Origin of the sequence: Mucilaginibacter sp. 3215 (genome assembly GCF_050433785.1) — a bacterium.
Lineage (GTDB): Bacteria > Bacteroidota > Bacteroidia > Sphingobacteriales > Sphingobacteriaceae > Mucilaginibacter.
Map to the genome: position 1 here is coordinate 1 of NZ_JBNPWO010000015.1, position 14,692 is coordinate 14,692.

Here is a 14,692-nt window from a genome sequence, read left to right on the forward strand (position 1 = left end):
ATGGTTTCGTGTTTGCGCACATCAGGGTCAAATCCGCGCCCGTCATCACGGATGCTGATCTGCAGCCGGTTTTTGTAAAGATTGATTTCCAGAAACGCGTTTTTCGCCTCCGAATGTTTGACAATATTGTTCAATACTTCTTTAACAAGGAGGTATACCTGGCGCCTTTTTTCGCCGCTGATGATAGCCGGGGTTTCGTTAACGGCGGCATTTACATGAAGATCAATATTGCTGTATTCAAATATTTTAATGGCTTGTTTATGAATAAAACCGGCCAGGTTGCTTACTTCGTCGTTTTCGGCATCAAGGCTCCAGATAATTAACCTTACCTGGATAGATATATCGGTAATGGCTTCATGAATAGCGTCAATCTCCTTAAAAGCCGGCTGATCGGCCGCTTTGCGGCTGAGCAATTCGGTCCTGAGCTTAATGCCGGAGATGCTTGCCCCTAAATCATCATGCACCTCACTGCTGATCCGCTGTCGTTCGCGCTGGAGGGCAAGGGCATTTTCATAATCCTTTTTTTGTAAGCCGATGATGGACTGATAATATTTCCGTACCAGCAGGAACACGATGATTATGGCACTTAATACAGCCAGCACCTGCAGCCATAACTGCTGGTACCATAAAGGCATAACAGCAAATTTAAAAATGAGCGGCGGGCTTAACTGGTTAAACCGGTCGGCAGCCAGGGCTTCTAACTCATAGTTTCCGGGGGGCAGCAGGTCGAACCGTTTTTCGCCGGACGGCGCGACGCTCCAATTTTTGTCAACCCCCTTAAGCCTGAAGCGGTATTGTATTTTACCCATGCTTTTGTAGGACAGGGCAACGCAGTTAAATACAACAGGGCGGCCGTAAGTAAAGCTGCTTTGAGTACCGGTTATCCCGTCATTAATCAACACCGGTTTAGGCAGGCTCGTATTCCCTAAATTTTGAGTGACGGCTATGCCCTGATCTGTGGCTATATAGTAATCATGGCCGTTCTGCACCACATCGGCAATGTTGTCCGAGGGGAGCCCGTTACTGGTATTGAGCAAACTTATGCGGTAATTTTGATAATTATTATGGAAACTGATAATGCTTACACCGTTTGCGGTACAGACCCATAGTGTATGGGCATCTGTCCATACCAGTTTACGGATATCGCCTGAAAAAATAGCAGGAGATCTAAATTGAACAATTTTTTTCCCAGTCCACAAAAACACCCCCTGCGCTTCGGTACCTATCGCACATACATCATTATTTGATGCCAGGCATTTAACAACATCAATCCCTTTATTGGGCAGTATCTTGGCATAATAGGGAATTTTGCTTGTGTTAGGTGTAAACTTATATAATCCGTAAAGTGAACCTATTAGCATGTTGTTTTTATACCAGGCAAGAGATGTCAAGCGCAGGTTTTCAAATGCATAGCCTTGTTTATGCTTGAGCTGACCTGACGATGCGATAACGGAATTTTGTGAAATAAAACAGATTTCTTTATCAGGCCGTTGAGCAATTCCTTTTATAGGGCCAAAGAAGTATTTTACAGAATGCCATAACGCCGGGTTCTTATTGGAAATATCTAATCTGAATAAGCCATTATCGGTACCAATCATGAGCCTGTTGCCCGGAATTGTAAGCAGGCTGGTTATCCGGTTAAAGTCAGACCGGTTTTGATTAATGGATATGATGCCGGTTAATGACGATTGATTTGTTCCAAGCTTCATGTAGCTGAGGGTGCTTAAAACATGCCCGGCAAAAAGATATCCTCCTGCAATACCCAGTTTTAAAACATCTTCATTGGCCAGCCCGCTTTCTTTGTTAATGATTTTTATTTCGGGATTGGTACACAGAAAAAAACCTTTGTCATAACTGCCAAACCATAAATTATTTTCCCGGTCAATAACCGTAGCGGTAGTGATGTTATTATTAAGGTAATTTTTCCGCTCGCCGGTAAGATAGTTAATAATGTAGGTGCCCTGTTTTACCGTTGTAACGGCAAACGTATTTTTGCCGGTAAGGTACACCGAAGTCACATTCCCGGTAAAAAAGATTTTATTGAGCGGGATGATCCCGCTTTTTTGATACCGATAAACATGTACCCAGTCTTTAGTGATCAGTAACAAATAATTTTGCTGTAAAGCCAACCGGTAAGGTTTGATATTGTTATTGGCGGTTTGAAAACTTAACTGGCCGGCCTTAAGCTCTTCTTCGAGGATGTCAAGGTCGTTTTCAGATAGGGTGATCTCTTCTCCGTCAGAACCATAAATGTATCCGTTCAAATGCCGGATAGCATGTCTTTCCGATTTTAACTCTTCAAAATGATATACTTTGGTACTAAGCCTGTAATTTACACAGAGTTCATTATAACGGTTAAAAAAGAAATTGGCGAAGGGTGAAACGATTACTTTTTGAGATGAATTAAGCTTATGTATAAGTCCGTTTTCATAGTAACAAACCCGGTAGTTATTACAGTAAAAAAAAATCCGGTGATAATTATCCTCGGCAATCCGGAAACACTCATTGTTTTCCAGCCCATCGGCCGATGTGAAGTTTTTAAAGTGCTGGCCGTCAAACCTGCTCACGCCTTTATCGGTGGCCAGCCAGATAAAACCCCTGCTGTCCTGCATTAAATAGTTAACCCTTGAACTGGGCAGGCCATCAGGCGCGCTATAATTTTTCAGGTAAACTAACTGATATGGAATGTCGGCATATACCCGGCCCGGGAATAGAAACAGTGTTAATATTAAAAGTTTAAAAAAAGGGCTTTTTAGCGGCATTCTATAATTTGTATCGATTTAACACTGCTGCTTTTTTATCAATATGCAATGATACGGAGCGTACGGCTTTTGTGTTGCTATATCACGTGATAAATTTAAAAAGAAATAATGTGTAATTATGTCCATCTAAATATAAGCAGCTCGACTATAAATATTTATTATATAAGTGTCCCGCTTATACACACAAGGTATGGGTGTGTCATGCCGTTTGGCTTGTGGAGATGCACCGGTTTCTGCTTAAGCTATCCTCGGTAGAAGTTATCTATAAAACGGCTTTCAATTTATGGTAATAGCCAAAGTGACAAGACAACCACAAAGCCTTAGTTGAAACAAAACTTTTTCTATCTTTGGTTCATCAACAAATGATAGCAACAAACATTAAATATGGCACCGGGGAGAACCTCAAATCCCTTATCACGACATTTCTTGTCTCAGAGCCTTTTTTTAATGATCCACCAACCTTTCTTTTTTGCTAATCAAAACCAGTTGTTGTGCAACTGTATTTGAGTTTTTTCCAACACCATTTTTCCAACAATTTAATTCAATGCGGACAATTGCATGAGTCATTGTGTTTGTCCGGTCTATCTTAATTTTAGCAAGAAATGAAAAAAACACTTATTCTATTACATATAGCAGTCATTCTGGCGGGTTTTACAGGCGTATTTGGGAAGCTAATCTCTTTAAATGAATATTTACTCACCTGTTACCGTACACTGTTTTCTTTTTTATTCCTGGTTGTTATTGTGTGGATCAAAAAGCCACAATTTAATTATTCGTGGAGCAATATCAGGAAAATGGGCAATGCCGGGCTATTGATAGCTTTTCACTGGGTATTCTTTTATGCCAGCATCAAATATTCCAACGTTTCTGTAGGCGTAGTTTGCTATTGCCTCACCAGTTTTTTTACGGCGTTCCTGGCTCCGCTTGTTAACAAAAAACCGTTTAATATAACCGAGCTACTATTAAGTATGCTTACGCTGGCTGGCATTGGCCTGATCTTTCATTTTGATACCTCATTCAGAACGGGGATCATACTCGGTGTAATATCATCTTTCCTGGCATCACTTTATACCATCTTTAACGAGCGCTTGGTTAAAAAGTATGACGCAGCTGTTATGAACTTGTATCAGATGCTGGCCGGATCTGTCGCGCTGATACTGGCCTCGCCGATATATCTTTATTTTTTTCCTTCAAAAACGATACTACCAGGCACATTAGATATCATTTATTTGGTGCTTTTATCACTTTTTTGCACGGTTGGCCTTTATGTTATGGTGGCCGAGGTTTTGAAGAAAATGTCTGCCTTTACGGTTAATCTAACCTTTAATCTGGAGCCGGTTTACAGCATTTTATTGGCAATGATTTTATTCAATGAATCCCGGCAGCTCAACGTATCTTTTTATGCAGGCCTGTTGATCATTATAATATCCGTGATTTTGCAGGCAGGGTTAAACCGAAGGAAAAGGACGGAGCAGGCGATGTAATCAAGAAGCACGTCATTGAGCGTAGCGCGGCAATCGCATACTATACAGAGCGGCTATGCTTCCGTGCGATTGCCGCGCTACGCTCAGTGACATGTTGTTTCAGCCCTGCTCAGATATCCTGGCTGCGGCCCGCGCCGGTAAGTCCAGATTGCCATCCTGTTTAATGAGGTTAAGTTTATGTTTGGTAATGGTCCATTTGCCGTCAGTTTCAATAAGTTCGGTATCATAGGTGCCTTCAACAATCCACAGTTCATCACCAATAAAATGATCGGCTTTGCCATAATAATGAACAAGCGCTGCCGAACCATTTTGCATTACATAAAAATCGGCCAGTTGATGGTGGGTTCTGTCGAAGCCGGGCAAAAATCCACGCCACGCCGCAATAATACCTTCGGATGGTACAACACTTGCCGGATTGCCGGTCATCGAACTATAGTCAAGCTCTACATTCTCGGCAAGGGTGTTTTTAATCTTGTCCCAGTCGTGCTCATCGGCCCCGGCGAATAAGGCTGTTATGGTTTCAATTATTTGGTCTTTCATGGTTTTGCATAGGTTAAATTCACTCAAATATCAATTATCCGGCTCATTTTACATATTAACAACAATCTTTTATATAAACTTGTACTGTTATTGGTTGTTTTCCCAAAACGGCCCACCATAAAACATGAGTCAGGATTTTTACCAACATATATTTGCCAAACAGCAAAAGCTGGAGGCTGTGCCTTCAAACAGGGAGATTACAGCGTGGGCACTAAAAGTGATCCATTTGCTATATCCCGAACAAACCGGGCAGCAATACGCTTCGGTTGAGGAACTGAAGGATGAATTTTTAAGGCTGGAGAATGAACTTTGTGACATTATGCATGCAACAAAGGCCTGTAGCAATTGCGATACCTCAAAGCTAGCCAAAAAGTTTTTTGAAGGCCTTCCCGACTTGTTCCGTATTCTGAATACCGATATTCAGGCTATCTTTAATGGAGACCCTGCCGCGCGCAGTGAGTTTGAAGTAATCCGTACTTATCCGGGCTTTTATGCCATTTCGCTTTACCGGGTGGCGCATAGCCTTTATATTGATGATATTCCGCTGTTACCAAGGATCCTTACAGAATATGCGCATTCTAAAACAGGGATAGATATTCATCCTGCTGCCCAAATAGACGAGTATTTCTATATAGATCATGGTACCGGTATTGTTATTGGCGAAAGCTGTAGAATAGGTAAGCATGTAAAGCTGTACCAGGGCGTTACTTTAGGTGCTTTAAGTGTGGATAAAAGTATGGCCAATACCAAGCGGCACCCAACGGTAGAGGACAATGTGGTGATTTACTCGGGGGCCACCATTTTAGGCGGCGAAACCATCATCGGGCACAACAGTGTGGTAGGAGGGAACGTTTGGCTCACCAAGAGTTTACCGCCAAATTCAAGGGTATACCATACTCCCAATCACCGGATCCTGAAAAGGCTGAGCATTAAATTGTTCGGACACAAGAAATAAAACATTTACCTATAAAATTATATAATGGCTTCATTGATAGACCTGATAGGCAACACGCCAATGGTAGAAATTAAAAAGCTGAACCCAAATCCAAAAGTGCGGATCTTCGCCAAGCTGGAAGGCAATAATCCGGGCGGCAGCGTAAAAGACCGTGCGTCGCTCAACATGATCAGAAGTGCTATTGAGCGCGGCGATATTAAACCCGGCACTAAGCTCATTGAAGCAACCAGCGGAAATACCGGTATTGCATTGGCTATGATTGCAAGGTTGTTTGACCTGGAAATAGAGCTGGTGATGCCGTCCAACTCCACCCGCGAGCGTACGCTTACCATGGAGGCCTTTGGCGCTAAAGTTACGTTGCTTGAAGGGATAGAGCTTTGCCGCGATTATGCCGAAGAAAAAGCCGCCACTGGCGAGTATTTTTTGCTGAATCAATTTGCTAACCCAGATAATTACATGGCCCACGTAAAAACAACAGGCCCCGAAATTTGGCGGGATACCGAAGGCAAGATCACCCATTTTGTAAGTGCGATGGGTACTACCGGCACCATCATGGGTTGCTCAAGATACTTGAAAGAGCAAAATGCCGATGTGCAGATAGTTGGTTGCCAACCAGTTGAAGGTTCGTCTATCCCGGGCATCCGCAGATGGCCGGAGGAGTACCTGCCCAAGATTTTTGATGCCAAACGGGTTGACAGGGTGATGGATATCTCACAGGAAGACGCTACCCAAATGGCCCGCCAAATGGCTAAGGTTGAAGGCGTATTTGCAGGCATGAGCAGCGGCGGTGCACTATCTGCGGCTGTAAGGCTTGCTCAAGAACTGGAAGAGGGGCTAATCGTTTTTATTTGCTGTGACCGGGGCGACAGGTATTTGAGCAGCGAGTTATTTGGATAAATACCGATGGAACCGACAGAGGATAGTAATAATTATAAATACGGCGTATTTTATTACAACAAAGATGATAGCCGGATCATTGTGCCCAAAAGAATTAAGTACATGGGCTGGACAGTGAATTTTGCCCACCCGTTAAGTTATTTGATTATAGGCGGATTACTGGCTGTGGTAATTGTAGCATGGATAGTTGCCCCGCAGAAATAAATACGTATTGTTCATAAACTTGCGCCCGTTTGTAACGGGTGCTTAATATGGTATGGCGTTTATAACGCAATTACCGGCGCTTACGTTAGAAATATAGGCCCGTTTTAAGAACTTCATCACAGATGTTCTCGCGGCCGGTTTGCAAGATTTTACAACACCTCTAACTCCTTCAGCTTTATCTCTAAAGCTTCTGCCGATGTAAAATGGATACATTCAATTCCCATTTTTTCCGCCGCTAAAATATTACGATAGTTATCGTCAATAAATAAAGCCTCATCTGCATTTACATGGTAACGATCAAGCAGGGTTTGATAAAAGGCAGGGGTGGGTTTACGCATTTTTTCGGCGCCGGATACCACAATGCCATCAAACCATCCTAAAAAATCGAAACGCTCCTGGGCCATCGGAAAAGTCTCGGCCGACCAGTTGGTCAATGCGTAGATTTTGTATTTACCGCTTTCTTTTAATTGTTTGAAGATCTTTACCGTATCGTGAAAAGGCTCGCCAAGCATCTCTATCCAGCGGGAATAAAAAGCACGGATATTAGCTTCGTGTTCTGGAAATTGGGCAACAAGCAAATCGGTACCTTCCTGCAGAGAGCGGCCGGCATCCTGTTCCTCATTCCAGTCAGAGGTACAAATATTAGCCAAAAAGTCTATCATTTCCTGTTCATCAGCAAACAGGGTGCGGTACATATAATGCGGGTTCCAATCGATTAGAACGGCCCCCAGATCGAATATTATGGTGTTGATCATTTTTTCTTTGCGTGGGTTTCATGAACCTCGGCTTTTGTAACTACTGAATCTTTCAAAAAAACAACAAGCGTTTGGGTATAAATCAATTTGCCTTTGCTGTATTCTCTGTCAAGGTCGTATACCATGCTGTCTTTACTGCTTAATTGAGGGCGGTGGAGCAAATGGATCACCTGTTGATATTTAAGATTATTAAGCTGTTTACTTTCAATCAGGTCATTAACCATACCCGGGCGATAAGCGAACGTAAGGCCATCTCCATCATCCCATTTATCACGGTCGAACTTTTGTTTACGGCTGCAGGCGGTTAGGCAAACTGCGAGGAGGCAGATAAATATCAGGGTTTTGCTAAGCATTTTATGTTTCGGTATTGATGCTAACCCGTCATTGCGAGGTACGAAGCAATCGCGAACTATGCAGGGCGGACCTGCTAATCGGGGATTGCTTCGTACCTCGCAATGACGAGGAGGAAATGGTTTTCCAGCAGCTAAAAATACTGAAATTAATTAACCCCTAAAAGATAGCCTTTAAAATCAGCAAAATCTTTACTGATGGCTACTGCGAGCTTGGTTTTTGCTTCCAGTTCTTTTACCTGTTCCGGTACTTCAATTTTAGCAGCAACCTCATCGCTAAATACGTCAGGGAATTTACAAGGATGTGCGGTTGAAAGGAATACACCGGCGGTGTCAACAGCGGCATGGTCCTGCTTATAATCGGTTAAAGCCTGCCATGCGATAGCAGTGTGTGGGCAAACCACATAATTATAGTTATCAAATACCCAGTTGATGGCTTTTACAGTTTCCTCGTCATCGTACTTAAAGCCAACAACCAATTCTTTAAGCGCTTCGGCGTCGTTTTTAAACAGGTCGGCAATACGTACCCAGTTGCTTGGGTTGCCTACGTCCATTGCGTTAGATAAAGTTGCTACCGATGGTTTGGGTTGATAAACGCCGGTTTTTAGAAACTCAGGCACGGTATCATTAACATTGGTAGCCGCAATAAATTTTTCGACAGGCAAGCCCATTTTCCAGGCTAACAAACCTGCGCCTATATTGCCGAAGTTGCCGCTCGGTACCGAGAACACTACTTTTTTGATGCCCTGTCTTAATAGCTGTGCATAGGCGTTGAAGTAATAAAACGTCTGCGGCACCAAACGTGCAATATTGATGGAATTGGCCGATGTAAGGCGGAATTTTTCGTTTAGCTCATCATCAACAAATGCCTGTTTCACCAACGCCTGGCAATCATCAAAGGTACCGTCAACCTCAAGGGCTCGGATGTTTTGGCCGTTTGTGGTGAGCTGCTGCTCCTGCACGCCGCTTACCTTGCCTTTAGGATAAAGGATGGTTACACGGGTGTTGGGGACACCTAAAAAACCAAGGGCTACCGCGCCGCCGGTATCGCCGCTTGTAGCAACCAGTACGTCAAGCTGTTTTTCGCCGGGTTCAAGGAAATAGCTCATGACGCGGCTCATAAAGCGGGCGCCAAAATCTTTAAATGCCAGTGATGGCCCGTGGAAAAGCTCGAGGACATACACATTGTCTTCCAGCTTTACGATAGGAGCCGGAAAGTTAATGGCGTCATCGATCAGGGCTTTCAAATCTGCCTCCGGAATAGAGTCGCCAAGCAGGTTTTGTGCTACTTTGAAAGCAATTTCGGGCAGGGTATATTTATCAAGATTGTCGATAAAATCAGCATCCAAACGTGGAATGCTGTAAGGCATATACAAGCCTTTATCCTGCGGCATGCTGTTAAAAACCGCGTCTTTGAACGATACTTCAGATAGGGTATTATTGGTACTGTAGAGTTTCATTTTTGATTTCGGAATTCGGATGTTCGATTTCGGATTTAATTAGGTTTATTAGAGCTCATCCTACCATGTCATTGCGAGGTACGAAGCAATCGCGAACTATACAAAGCGGCTCTGCTAATCGGGGATTGCTTCGTGCCTCGCAATGACGAGGCTTTTTATGATGTTGACTTAATACTTGCGACTTAGAACTTCAGACTTGGGACTATCCCAAAACCTTCGGCCCCGCGTCATTTATAGTTGATACATAACTGTTTGAGCCGATCTTTAGGCCGGTTAAGTGCTGTTGCAGCTTTTGGGTGATGGCTCGTGCGGTGGCTTCGTCTTTGGTAAAGGCAAATACTGAAGGGCCTGATCCTGAGATGCCAAAGCTTACAGCACCAAGTTCCATAGCCATTTCGCGCATTTTATAAAAGTCTGGAATCAGCATAGAACGTACCGGTTCAACCAGCACATCTTTCATGCTGCGGCCAATCAGGTCGATATCTTGCATAAACAAGCCACTCACCAGACCGGCAATGTTGCCCCATTGGGTTACAGCATCTTTCATCTGGATGTTTTTGCGAATGATCTGGCGGGCTTCGCGGGTTGGTACATCCACATCCGGGAATACAATAGCGCACCACAGGTTTTTAGGGTGCGGTAACCTCACCACATCAAGCGGCTCATAACTGCGGATGAGCACAAAGCCACCGAACAGAGCAGGGGCTACGTTATCCGCATGGCCGTGACCGCAGGCCATTTCTTCGCCCTTCATGGCAAAAGGAAGCAGTTTTATAGGGTCGGAATCATCGCCTAATAAAGTCTTAATAGCAAACAAACCGGCAACGGTACTGGCCGAACTTGACCCTAAACCACTGCCGATAGGCATTTTTTTGTGTAACTCAATATCCAAACCAATGTCTGTACGGCCAACGCTTTGTAAGTAATGCTGAACGCTCACGCTCACGGTATTCTTTGCCGGATCAAGCGGCAGCCTGCCGTCATCGCCGGTAATTTTGCTGAGGGTGATGCCCGGTTTGCCCGTCACACGCATGATTACCTCGTCGCCGGGTTCATCAACTGCAAAGCCCAGCACATCAAAACCGCAAACCACATTGGCTACAGTAGCCGGAGCAAAAACGTGGATGCTATCGCGCGTCCCGCTCCTTAAAGGGGGAGCTAATTCTTGTAACTTATTATCTTCCATTATTCAAAATATCAAACTATCATATGTCGCTTTTAGGCGTGGGCTGTGCGATTCCTCGCTTGAGAGGGGGTAGGGGTGTGTTATTCTGCATGCAACTTATCGATACTATAACACACCCCTGCTAACGCGATTCCCGCCGCGCCCCCTCTCAAGAGGGGGTTTTTAAACTAATTAGCGCCCACGTTTATTAAATCAGCAAATACGCCTGCGGCTGTTACTTCGGCACCTGCGCCAGGGCCTTTTACAACCAGCGGACGCTCGCGGTACCTGTCGGTTGTGAAGGATATGATGTTATCACTGCCCGACAGCATGTAGAACGGATGGTTTTCATCAACCATTTGCAGGGTGATGCTTACCTTGCCGTCTTCCAGTTTACCAATGTAACGCAATACTTTGCCGTCTTTTTCGGCTGCATCTTTAAGTTTGGCAAAATGCGCGTCTTCGGTTTTTAATGTTGCATAAAAATCTTCAACAGTTTTAGCTTCAAGGCTCGCTTTTGGCAGCACGCTTTCTATTTCAACGTGGGCCTCTTCCATAGCATATCCGGCATCGCGGGCAAGGATGAGCATTTTGCGCATAAAATCCTTACCGCTAAGGTCATCACGCGGGTCTGGCTCGGTATAGCCTTTGTCCTGGGCTTCTTTTACCACATCGTGGAAATTGGCATCGCCCTTAAAGTTATTAAAGATGAACGATATAGTGCCCGAAAGTATTGCCTCGATACGTTGCACCCTGTCGCCGCTATTCATCAGGTTTTTAAGGGTATTGATGATCGGCAAGCCAGCGCCAACGTTGGTTTCGTAAAAGAAATCAACGCCATGAGCACGCGCGGTATCTTTAAACGTGCGGTACTGCTTATAACTGCCCGAGTTACCTATTTTATTACAGGTGATCACCGAGATATTGGCTTTAAAGATCTCTTCATAAAACCCGATAGGGACAGGGCTCGCGGTGTTATCGATAAACACACAGTTTGGCAGATTCATTTCTTTCATCCTGTTGATAAACGATTGCAGATCGGCCTCGTAAGGGGATGATTGCAGGTCATTCTGCCAGGTATCTAAAGAGATGCCATCACTGTTGAAAGTCATTTTACGGGTATTGCTGATACCTGCTATTTTAACCTGGATGCCATTGTTGTCTTTTAAATATTCGCTGTGGGCATTGAGTTGGTTAAACAACGTCTTGCCAATGTTGCCTGTCCCTAAACAAAAGGCGTGCAAAGTTTTGGTAAGCTGTACAAAGAAGGCATCGTGAACCGCGTTTAATGCTTTTGACAAGTCGTTTGCGGAGATAATCACTGAGATGTTATACTCAGAAGAGCCTTGTGCTATAGCCCTTACGTTAACACCGTTACGGCCAAGCGCTTGGAACAACTTGCCCGACATGCCCGGTGTTTGTTTCATGTTTTCGCCAACAATGGCCAATATGGCCAAGTTTTTTTCGATAACCAGATGCTCCAGTTTTTTGGCGGCAAGCTCCAGTTCAAACTCCTGTTCGATAACCTGTTTTGCCCTGTCTGTATCCTGCGGCTGAACAGCGAAAGTGATGCTATGCTCAGACGATGATTGGGTGATCAGGATCACGTTGATCTGCTCGCGGGCAAGCAAGGAGAACAAACGGCCGCTAAAGCCCGATTTGCCCACCATACCGCTGCCCTCTAAATTTAGGATACTGATATTGTTGATAGATGAGATCCCTTTGATTGGCAGGGTAGAGGCCTTGCAATCATGACGGATCACGGTACCTTCAAACTCTGGCTCAAAGGTGTTTTTAATCACGATTGGGATCTTCTTTAAAAATGCCGGGATCATGGTTGGCGGATAGATCACCTTGGCGCCGAAGTAGGAAAGCTCCATAGCTTCGGTATAAGTAAGCTCGGTTAAGGAGAACGCTTTTTTCACCATGCGGGGATCGGCAGTCATCATGCCGTTAACATCCGTCCAGATCTGAACCTCCTGAGCATTTAACGCTGCGCCGAATATGGCTGCAGTATAATCAGATCCACCGCGACCTAATGTTGTCGTCTGCCCTGCATCGTTTGAGGCGATGAAGCCGGTAACGATCAATGTTTTGCCTTTGTTTTCGGTATACAGGCCTTGTACCAGCCTTTCGGTAAGCTCGGTATTTACTTTAGCATTGCCGAAAGCGCTGTCGGTTTTAATTACATCAGCAGCATCAACAAAAAGCACATCGCCAAAATGCTGGGCTGCAACTTTGCTCACCATCAGGGTTGAGCACCGTTCGCCGAAGGCCAGTACCTGGTCGCGGGTTTTCGGGGTAAGTTCGCGAAGGGTAAGTACGCCCTGTAAAAGTTCTTCCAGCTGGTTGAAGTGAATTTTTAAACGGGTAAGCGCCGGGTTTTGGTTTTGCACATCCAAAAGGGCTTTAACCGTATCAAAGTGACGTTTCTCCAATTCGGCTAAGCCTGCGGTAAACTCTTTGCCGTTTGCCGCATCTTCGGCCATGGCCGAAAGCAGGTTGGTTACACCGCCCATGGCTGACAATACCACCACCGGCTTTTCTTCATTTTTTACTTCATCCTTCAGGATGCTTAACAGGGTTTGGATGCTGCTTACAGATCCAACGGAAGTACCTCCGAATTTTAAAACTTTCATTTATGGGTTAGTAATCGTTCTGTAACAAAAAAACCTTCCTCTTTGCGGAGGAAGGTTTTTCTTTTGGCTTTCATTTTATGTTTTACACCATACGATTATCTTCCTCCGAGGTTTATACCGGTGGTAATAATAATTGTAGAAATGGTGTTGTAAATTGTCATATATAATGTCTGTAAAGTAAGTAGATTATTTTCTGATTTGCAAGGATTATTTAACAAATTATGATTTTCGTAATAATTGTCAGGTAGTTGGATGAGTAAATGATGGATTTGATAATGAGGGTGGTAAGTAAAAGGTTTTATCAATAGTTGAGGATTGATGAGGTAGTTTGCAGAGTTATTCAGGTTTAAATAAAAAAATAAAAAAAGCGTCATTGCGAGGTACGAAGCAATCCCCAATGAGCAGAGCGGCTAAGCAAGTCCCCCTGTAAAGTCGGGGATTGCTTCGTACCTCGCAATGACGGTAGTATAAGAGTCTAATCCCAGAATCCGCAATAAATTTAATTTGCTACTTTTGAGGCTTGATAACATGCAGGGACTAATAACAAAATCAACCGGAAGCTGGTACCAGGTACAAACCCCTGATGGGCAAAAGATAGATTGTCGCATCAAGGGAAAGTTCCGTATTAAAGGTATTACCACAACCAACCCTATTGCTGTTGGCGATATAGTTGATTTTGAAATGGAGCCCGACAGGGAAGATGGCGTGATCACCAACCTGCATCAACGAAAAAACTACATCATCCGCAAGGCTATTAACCTGAGCAAGCAGGCGCAGATCATTGCTGCCAATCTTGACCAGGCTATTTTGGTAGTTACGCTGGCCTCTCCGCGTACTTCTCTGGGGTTTATTGATCGCTTTTTGGTAACTGCAGAGGCTTACGATATTCCCGCAAGGCTGGTATTTAATAAACTGGATCTGTTTAGCGATGAAGGCCTGGAAGTTTTGGCCGATTACAAAGCCATTTATGAAGACATCGGCTATCCCTGTTTTGAAGTTTCGGCTATTGAGGGTACCAATATCAGCCAGGTGCAGGATCTGTTGAAAGATAAAGTAACCCTTTTTTCCGGACACTCTGGCGTTGGAAAATCAAGCCTGATCAATGCGCTGCTGCCCGAGCTGGACCTGCGCACACACATGGTATCCGACTGGAGCGATAAAGGCATGCACACCACCACCTTTGCCGAAATGTTTGAGCTGCCGCAGGGTGGTTTTATTATTGATACCCCCGGCATCCGCGAATTGGGGGTTATCGACATAGAAAAACAGGAGCTTGGCCATTTTTTCCCCGAAATGCGCGAACGGATGAACCAATGCCGTTTTAACAATTGCCGCCACATCAATGAACCCGGCTGCGCCGTACTCGAAGCTTTGGAAGAAGGGGAGATAACCCTATCGCGCTACGAAAGCTATCTGAGCATTTATCATGGTAATGATACAAGAGCTTAGGGAGAGACGCAAGACAGCAAGAATAAAGAGTC

At 44.4% G+C, this 14,692-nt stretch carries 12 protein-coding genes; 5 read left to right on the top strand and 7 right to left on the bottom strand.

Annotated features, from left to right (window positions below):
• The coding region (locus ABIC84_RS20600) for a two-component regulator propeller domain-containing protein (RefSeq protein WP_429264787.1) at nucleotides 1–2,762 on the bottom strand (2,762 nt) is incomplete at its 3' end.
• Between the two features lie 602 nt (nucleotides 2,763–3,364).
• Here ABIC84_RS20600 and ABIC84_RS20605 point away from each other — a divergent pair.
• Nucleotides 3,365–4,246, top strand: a complete 882-nt coding sequence (locus tag ABIC84_RS20605; RefSeq protein WP_429264788.1) for a DMT family transporter — start codon at nucleotides 3,365–3,367, stop codon at nucleotides 4,244–4,246.
• A gap of 99 nt (nucleotides 4,247–4,345) precedes the next feature.
• Here ABIC84_RS20605 and ABIC84_RS20610 read toward each other — a convergent pair whose 3' ends face one another.
• On the bottom strand, nucleotides 4,346–4,786 hold the full coding sequence (locus ABIC84_RS20610) for a nuclear transport factor 2 family protein (protein ID WP_176626358.1): 441 nt from the start codon (nucleotides 4,784–4,786) through the stop codon (nucleotides 4,346–4,348).
• Nucleotides 4,787–4,910: 124 nt separating this feature from the next.
• Here ABIC84_RS20610 and epsC point away from each other — a divergent pair, with 124 nt between their 5' ends.
• Genes epsC through ABIC84_RS20625 form a run of 3 tightly spaced genes read left to right on the top strand, consistent with a single transcriptional unit; the run spans nucleotide 4,911 to nucleotide 6,842 of the window.
• The gene (gene epsC / locus ABIC84_RS20615) at nucleotides 4,911–5,741 is read left to right on the top strand and encodes a serine O-acetyltransferase EpsC (protein WP_429264789.1); all 831 of its coding nucleotides are present in this window, start codon (nucleotides 4,911–4,913) and stop codon (nucleotides 5,739–5,741) included.
• 24 nt (nucleotides 5,742–5,765) lie between these two features.
• The gene (gene cysM, locus ABIC84_RS20620; RefSeq protein ID WP_426583162.1) at nucleotides 5,766–6,638 is read left to right on the top strand and encodes a cysteine synthase CysM; all 873 of its coding nucleotides are present in this window, start codon (nucleotides 5,766–5,768) and stop codon (nucleotides 6,636–6,638) included.
• Nucleotides 6,639–6,644: 6 nt separating this feature from the next.
• Nucleotides 6,645–6,842 carry a DUF5808 domain-containing protein gene (locus ABIC84_RS20625; protein WP_176626364.1) on the top strand — a complete coding sequence of 66 codons (198 nt, stop codon included), beginning with the start codon at nucleotides 6,645–6,647 and terminating at the stop codon, nucleotides 6,840–6,842.
• A gap of 149 nt (nucleotides 6,843–6,991) precedes the next feature.
• Here the strand turns inward: ABIC84_RS20625 and ABIC84_RS20630 are convergent, their stop codons facing one another.
• From ABIC84_RS20630 to thrA, 5 genes are all read right to left on the bottom strand, one after another.
• Nucleotides 6,992–7,597: an HAD family hydrolase gene (locus ABIC84_RS20630; protein WP_426583158.1), complete on the bottom strand. Its 606-nt coding sequence runs from the start codon at nucleotides 7,595–7,597 to the stop codon at nucleotides 6,992–6,994.
• Entirely contained in the window at nucleotides 7,594–7,950 is a 357-nt protein-coding gene (locus ABIC84_RS20635; RefSeq protein ID WP_091176136.1) for a hypothetical protein, read from the bottom strand. Before ABIC84_RS20635 ends, ABIC84_RS20630 begins: the two co-directional genes overlap by 4 nt.
• A gap of 146 nt (nucleotides 7,951–8,096) precedes the next feature.
• Nucleotides 8,097–9,407 carry a threonine synthase gene (gene thrC, locus ABIC84_RS20640; RefSeq protein ID WP_426583156.1) on the bottom strand — a complete coding sequence of 437 codons (1,311 nt, stop codon included), beginning with the start codon at nucleotides 9,405–9,407 and terminating at the stop codon, nucleotides 8,097–8,099.
• A gap of 202 nt (nucleotides 9,408–9,609) precedes the next feature.
• A complete protein-coding gene (locus tag ABIC84_RS20645; RefSeq protein WP_426583154.1) occupies nucleotides 9,610–10,593 on the bottom strand; it encodes a homoserine kinase in 984 nt (327 codons plus the stop codon).
• 167 nt (nucleotides 10,594–10,760) lie between these two features.
• Complete coding sequence (gene thrA, locus ABIC84_RS20650) at nucleotides 10,761–13,211, bottom strand: bifunctional aspartate kinase/homoserine dehydrogenase I (protein ID WP_429264790.1); 2,451 nt, start codon at nucleotides 13,209–13,211, stop codon at nucleotides 10,761–10,763.
• 528 nt (nucleotides 13,212–13,739) lie between these two features.
• Here thrA and rsgA point away from each other — a divergent pair.
• Complete coding sequence (rsgA, locus tag ABIC84_RS20655) at nucleotides 13,740–14,660, top strand: ribosome small subunit-dependent GTPase A (protein WP_176626829.1); 921 nt, start codon at nucleotides 13,740–13,742, stop codon at nucleotides 14,658–14,660.
• The last annotated feature ends 32 nt before the right edge of the window (nucleotides 14,661–14,692 follow it).

Coding starts and splice junctions, on each gene's coding strand:
- ABIC84_RS20605 (WP_429264788.1), top strand. CDS start 3,365: ATGAAAAAAACACTTATTCTATTACATATAGCAGTCATTCTGGCGGGT.
- ABIC84_RS20610 (WP_176626358.1), bottom strand. CDS start 4,786: ATGAAAGACCAAATAATTGAAACCATAACAGCCTTATTCGCCGGGGCC.
- epsC (WP_429264789.1), top strand. CDS start 4,911: ATGAGTCAGGATTTTTACCAACATATATTTGCCAAACAGCAAAAGCTG.
- cysM (WP_426583162.1), top strand. CDS start 5,766: ATGGCTTCATTGATAGACCTGATAGGCAACACGCCAATGGTAGAAATT.
- ABIC84_RS20625 (WP_176626364.1), top strand. CDS start 6,645: ATGGAACCGACAGAGGATAGTAATAATTATAAATACGGCGTATTTTAT.
- ABIC84_RS20630 (WP_426583158.1), bottom strand. CDS start 7,597: ATGATCAACACCATAATATTCGATCTGGGGGCCGTTCTAATCGATTGG.
- ABIC84_RS20635 (WP_091176136.1), bottom strand. CDS start 7,950: ATGCTTAGCAAAACCCTGATATTTATCTGCCTCCTCGCAGTTTGCCTA.
- thrC (WP_426583156.1), bottom strand. CDS start 9,407: ATGAAACTCTACAGTACCAATAATACCCTATCTGAAGTATCGTTCAAA.
- ABIC84_RS20645 (WP_426583154.1), bottom strand. CDS start 10,593: ATGGAAGATAATAAGTTACAAGAATTAGCTCCCCCTTTAAGGAGCGGG.
- thrA (WP_429264790.1), bottom strand. CDS start 13,211: ATGAAAGTTTTAAAATTCGGAGGTACTTCCGTTGGATCTGTAAGCAGC.
- rsgA (WP_176626829.1), top strand. CDS start 13,740: ATGCAGGGACTAATAACAAAATCAACCGGAAGCTGGTACCAGGTACAA.